Annotated in this window: 6 protein-coding genes; 2 read left to right on the plus strand and 4 right to left on the minus strand. The window is 26.5% G+C overall.

Annotated features, from left to right (window positions below):
- Nucleotides 1–99 precede the first annotated feature (99 nt).
- Nucleotides 100–789 carry a Fic family protein gene (locus tag AJ886_RS06955; RefSeq protein WP_070287080.1) on the plus strand — a complete coding sequence of 230 codons (690 nt, stop codon included), beginning with the start codon at nucleotides 100–102 and terminating at the stop codon, nucleotides 787–789.
- 334 nt (nucleotides 790–1,123) lie between these two features.
- Here AJ886_RS06955 and AJ886_RS06960 read toward each other — a convergent pair whose 3' ends face one another.
- The 4 genes from AJ886_RS06960 to AJ886_RS10795 form a co-directional block, all read right to left on the minus strand.
- Nucleotides 1,124–1,735 (minus strand): DNA repair protein Rad50, encoded by a 612-nt coding sequence (locus tag AJ886_RS06960; protein WP_070287447.1) that lies wholly within the window; start codon nucleotides 1,733–1,735, stop codon nucleotides 1,124–1,126.
- 154 nt (nucleotides 1,736–1,889) lie between these two features.
- A complete protein-coding gene (locus AJ886_RS06965) occupies nucleotides 1,890–2,552 on the minus strand; it encodes a hypothetical protein (protein WP_002871457.1) in 663 nt (220 codons plus the stop codon).
- 177 nt (nucleotides 2,553–2,729) lie between these two features.
- Nucleotides 2,730–3,737 carry a DUF3825 domain-containing protein gene (locus AJ886_RS06970; RefSeq protein ID WP_070287448.1) on the minus strand — a complete coding sequence of 336 codons (1,008 nt, stop codon included), beginning with the start codon at nucleotides 3,735–3,737 and terminating at the stop codon, nucleotides 2,730–2,732.
- Nucleotides 3,738–4,966: 1,229 nt separating this feature from the next.
- Nucleotides 4,967–5,194 (minus strand): hypothetical protein, encoded by a 228-nt coding sequence (locus tag AJ886_RS10795; protein WP_052950196.1) that lies wholly within the window; start codon nucleotides 5,192–5,194, stop codon nucleotides 4,967–4,969.
- Between the two features lie 387 nt (nucleotides 5,195–5,581).
- Between AJ886_RS10795 and AJ886_RS10550 the strand changes: the two genes are divergently transcribed.
- Nucleotides 5,582–5,752 (plus strand): hypothetical protein, encoded by a 171-nt coding sequence (locus AJ886_RS10550; RefSeq protein ID WP_186820746.1) that lies wholly within the window; start codon nucleotides 5,582–5,584, stop codon nucleotides 5,750–5,752.
- Nucleotides 5,753–6,008 lie beyond the last annotated feature (256 nt).

The raw sequence follows: 6,008 nt of genomic DNA on the forward strand, positions 1-6,008 counted from the left end.
TAAAGTTTAGATATAATCTCACAAAACGCTTACTATGTCGTTTCATAGTTAGCCTTTAGGGTTATTTCCGCCAAGAGTTAAAACTCAAGGCGGATTTTTATGAAGGAAAGATTTAAAATGAGAAATTTAACTTTAGAAGAAAATATATTTTTAGCAAAAAGAAACCTTGTAGATATTATTTGGAAATCCGCGAATTTAGAAGGTGTAAATGTTACTTTTCCTGAAACTCAAATGATTATAGATGGCTTTAGTGTTCCTGATAAAACAATACAAGATTTAACAATAATTTTAAATCTCAAAAGAGCTTGGAATTATTTGTTTGATACCATTAATGAAAAAGTTAGTTTGAGTTTGATACAGGACTTTAATAGGATTGTAGGCAGAGATTTGGTTCATAAATCAGGATTTTTAAGAACAGCTGATGTTAAAATAAGTGGAACAAATTTTAAACCAAAATTACCTATTGATTATGAGGTTAGTGAAAATATAGAAACAATTTTAAAAAATGAAAATAAAAAAGAAGTAGCATTGGATTTGATGTTATATCTTATGAGAAGTCAATTATTTTTTGATGGAAATAAAAGAACTTCAATGCTAATTGCTAATAAAATTTTAATTGAAAATGGATTCGGTATTTTGGCAATTGCTAAGAATGATATGAATGAGTTTTTTACCCATCTTGTTAAATTCTATGAAACAAACAATAATTATGAAATAAAACAATTTTGTAAAGAAAATTGTATTGAAACAATGATTTTTCATAATGATGAAGAAAAAAACAAATTATAGGAAAGAATTGAGATAACACCCAAATTTTCATATAAAACATTAAAACTTATTCATTCAAAAATACTATAATTAAAGCGTATTAAGCATGGCTACTCTTTCGGTTATAAGAAAGAGGAATAATGAGTAGGATCATTGAGTTTTTAGTTCTTGTCTTAGAATTAATTAACGAGATAATCAAGCTTGTTGATTATCTCACTTAAAAAAACCGTTGAAAATTCTATAAAAACCACACTTAGTCTAAGCTTAATACAATTGTAACAAAAAACACTTAACCGAAAGAGGCGTGGCTTTCGGCTATTTGTTCTTGCAAAGTCTTTATCGTTAATATGTTCTATTATAAAACTTCTATAAAAATTTCTTTACTTTTTAGTTTCTCATAAAAATTTTTTCTTTTATTGGGGTCGTTTGTAGTTACAATGGTAAATCCTGCTTGTTGAATTTTCATGAGAATTTCTTTTGAAATATTCATACTATGGAATAATTTTTTAAAATGTTCAGGTGTCATTACTGCTGCTCTAATATAATGAAAAAATGGATTACCATTTTCTTTATTTTTATTATATTGCATAGTATTATTAAACACTATGTCACTGCTGTAACTAATGTTTTGGAAATTATCTTCTTTGATACGCTTTCTCATCTCATTATAAAATGAAGTTAATTTGTTATTCTCATCTTTAATAAGATTAAGTATAGGATCTGGAATTTTATCTAAATATTGATTTTTTTCATCGAAATTATCCACATTAAAAGAAGTAATATAGTAAGATTTATCCATTGCTAATATTATAGAAGTTGAAGGATAATTTTTATCATAACCATCAAAATATAAATTCACATTTATATCGTGATATTGATAACGAAGTTTAATACAGTTTCCGACTTTTTTATATTTAGCATTATTGTACTTCTCTAATAAAATACCTAAAATAATAGTATCACTCATTTGCACTCCTTTAAAACGAAAATCTAAATATTATGTTATTATACAATCAACATTTTAGAGCAATACTAAATATAAACTAAATTGACAATTTTTTTATTGTATGATATAATTTAAAATCATTATAAGGGCGGATCGAGATCGCCCATCTTAAATACTATTTTAAGTAGCTATTCAAATCTTTTTCAAAACTCTCTATTAAATCACTTAAAAAAGCATTGATTTTATTTGGCATAACGCCTATAAAGGTATTATGTGATTTTGTGGTGATTCTAGGAGCTAAAGCCTTTTGATTTGTTATTTTTGTTTTATATAAATTTTCCCAGTGAAAACTTCTATTTCTGATTGTGAGTAAAAGGTTAAGAACAATATTTGCTTTTTCTATATTGCTAAAACTATTTTTATATTTTTTATTATTTACATAGTGAAAGTAATATTCTTTGTTGTGTGCATAATATTTTTTAAAATTTATATTAGAAGAATTAATTATTTTTGCCTCTAAGTGTTCTAGCTTAATTATAAATATTACATCTCCTAAAGAAATTCTTGAAATGAGTTGATTGTTATCTAATATTTCTTTGTTTTGCAATTTAATTATTTTTTGTTTGATGTTTTCTTCGTTATAATTTCTTAACCATTCTAAATCTTTTTCTTTCATATGTTTATCTAGTAAATTTCTTAATACTAGTTCAAGTATTGCTATTTTTGTTGTTATGCTTGCAATCATTTTTAAATTATCAAAATGTTCGTAAATATTATTATAAGATTCTAATCTTTCTTTAGAAAACAAATATTCAAGATCGGTTTGTTCTGTTGGCATGAATTTCTCTAATATTGGATTAATATTCTTAAATCATATCAAATTTTTACAAAAAATATTATTATTCACACTTGTAAGTACTTTTTTCAAGCTTTCTTTCCATTTCTTTTTTTGGAAATAAAATTACATGATAAAATAGACTTATCTCAAAAGCCTATTTTATCAATGTTTTCACTTTCAAATGGTGTTTTTCACCCATTCTGATTCAACTATCGAAAGAACTCTTGCGGTTTTGTAAATATTATCATGCGGATTTAGTATAGTTCTCACAGCGTAATACTGTTCGTTTTTAACTTCCTCTTTTTCAACTACAACTATCGTATCAACTGATTCTTCTTGAAGTTTCAAAGGAATGTATAAAACTACCCTTTGCTTATAAGCTGCAGGAATAATCATCTTTTGAAGATTATAATTATCTTTGATGATTTTCAATTCACCATTAATAATGTGTCCTATGAACCTATCATTTAGTTTTTTCACAATTTCAGGTAATCGCTCTTTTCTCTCAAAAAGATGCAAATGATTTACTCTAAAATCCAATTTACTGTCAAAAATGATTTCATTTTTGAATGTATCATAATCGCTTAAAGATTTAGGTATTTCTAAATCATCTAAAACTCTATCTCCATTAGAACAAAATTTTCTAAAAATATATCCTCCATTTTCCTGCTTTTCAAAGCATGCAAATATTGGAAAAACACCTGTACTATACAAACCTGTATTGAAACATGCCTTTGTTTTGTCTTTATTATAAGTAATAATATCAGGATAGCTTTTATTTTCGTAAATGAACTCAAAATATTTAAACAAGTAGGAAAATAAAATACTATTTCCGTTTCCCCAAAATTCTTTTTGAGCTATATTGGAAAGCTCTTGGAGTGTATTTAGAAAATTTGGAAAATAGGCAAATTGAAACAACAAAGGTTTCTCTTCAACTTTGTTTTGAATTTGATCACGATTTGAAGTCTTGTTTCTTGTGGTAGCTTTTTTAACATAAACTAAAGAAGGTTCGTTTTCATCTTTTTCAAGATCAAAGCCTGCTTCTATTAATGCCTTACTACAATTGATTTTTAAATCATATTTTCTTTTCAAATATTGACTGATATGTCCTGTAGTAACATGGTCAAATTTAGTTTTACTATCTTCATAGGCTTCTAAAATTAATTTTTCTATGTTTTTTTCCACGCTAAAAACCTAATTGTCCTTTCTTATAATCTTCTAAACCTTTCAATAGTCCAAAAAGTATGTCAGAATCAACCGCTCCTTCAATAGGAGTGCCTATTACTTTTCCTGTTGGAGTTAAAATATAAGTTGTTGCGAGTTAATTACAAATCAACTAAATAAAATACATATATTACAAGTTGTTTTCAAGCAATATGTAATTTTATTTCAATATGTGATACACATTAATACAACTTTACTTCAAGTATAGTTTATGTTTATGTAATTTTTATTTCAACTTAACTACACTTTTACTACAACATAACTACAACTTGAGTGCAAAAAAACGCTACTTGATAAACTGCATTTTATTTTCAACTTAACTACAACTTAACTACAACATAATTACAACTTGAGTGCAACTTTATTACAATTATTTTCAACTTAACTACAACTTGAGTTCAACTTTATTACACTTTCACTACAAAAATGTGAAAATTTGCATGTTTTTTGAAGTAAAAGTGTAGTTAATATGTAGTTAATGTTATTTTTACTATAACTTGAGTGCAACTTTATTACAACTTAACTACAAAAAAGAGTTTATTTAAAATACTATTTTATAGGGTTTTTAATATTAATTTAATTTTTATTGTTGAAAAAAATATACTAAAAAGTGTAATAAAAAAAATAAAATATCAATATTTAGGGCTTATTATGCTAAAACCCTTATTTTTAGGTTCTTTTGCTTTTTTTGAAAAAAATGTAAAAAGTTGAGCCAATGGGCATAATGCAATAATATAGCCTAAATATAGGCGTTTAAATCTTATTGTTGTAGGCAAATTATGCTAATGTTTTACCGACATTTTGCGATTTGTAAAAAGCTTTTAAAATATCTATTTTGTAGGTTTTTAAGCATTATTGATAATCGAGTTATTGTGTAAGATTTTTGGCAAAAATAGACTTTAGAGCTAAAAACTACAAAATTTTCTTCATGGCGTGTATTTTTGATTGTGCTTGATTTATAGCGATAATATGAGAGCTAGGGCTTATTTTAGAAGTTCTTGCGAATTTTCAAAAATGCTTTGCAGTTTTGAAATGGGCTGTGGTTTTTGTTTTGTGTTGCGATTTTTGTAGGTTTTTTTGTGTTTTTTTGATTGCAAGTGGGTATCTTGAATGGATATAGGGTTTAAAATGACAGAATTAACCTTTAAAAGGCTAAAATGATTTTTTTAATGGTTTTTATCGTTTTAGGGTTATTTTTTTGATTTTTGGGCGTTTTTTGAAAGAATATCGATTAGTGTTTCAAAATCTTGGATTTCTGATTTGGTAATTTTGAATTTATCTTTGAGGGTTAGGAATTGATAGGCTGAAACTATATCAAGCTTTGGGTATTTGGCTTGTAAATCGATAATGCTCTCATGGTTTTTAACTCTTTTTAGTTTGGCAATAAAAGTGTTTTTTGTTTTTTTGATATAAGCCATAACAGCAGGTGCATTTTGCTTTTGTTTTCATCTGTTTTGCCATAGATTGAGAGTATGAATGCTAGACAGCTAGTTATATTGACAAATAATTTGTCGTTTTTCTCTTTGTGGATTATTTTGTTTAGGTATATTTTGGTAAATCAAGTTTCTATGGCTTTGTGCATTTTGTTTTTTCGCTTGGGCGTGTATTAGTTTTAGACATAAGTTTTCTTCTGTGGTTTTAGTGCTTTATGAAATTATACCGTATTTTTATTTAACTTGGGTATGAAATGAGTATTTTTATATATCAGGGAAAGTTTATGCTAGAAATATGTTTAAAAAATGGCAAAGATAGGGAGTAAATGAGAAAGAATGAGGCAATAAATAAGGCAATAAATGAGGTGATAAATGAGAGAAAGAATGAGTATAAAGGCTATAAGGATTTGTGTTAAGGATAGCGTTAAGATGAGATTTGAATGCGTAGAATGCAAGATAGGGAGGAATGGGAGATGGGGTATAAATGAGGGGATAAATGAGGGGATAAATGAGGAAAATTATTCAATGAAATGTAGCGGATAAAGAAGGGGGGATAAATGAGGTGATAAAGGGCGAGAAGAAGACTTTTCTATTTCAAGGGTGAAAAATACTTTAGGGTAGGTATAAAAATGGCAATATATTAACGAAGTTAATGTATGGTAGGTACAAAAATTTTTAGCACCCTTTTTTTGAGAAAAATAAATTTCATTCTAAAAACACTATAAATATCCAATTTATAGGCATTCTTTGCTTTAGGGTAGGTATAAAAATGCCCTTGCTTAAACCTAGACTTTTTAAT

Source organism: Campylobacter sp. BCW_6465 (assembly GCF_001762815.1).
Taxonomy (GTDB): domain Bacteria; phylum Campylobacterota; class Campylobacteria; order Campylobacterales; family Campylobacteraceae; genus Campylobacter_D; species Campylobacter_D jejuni.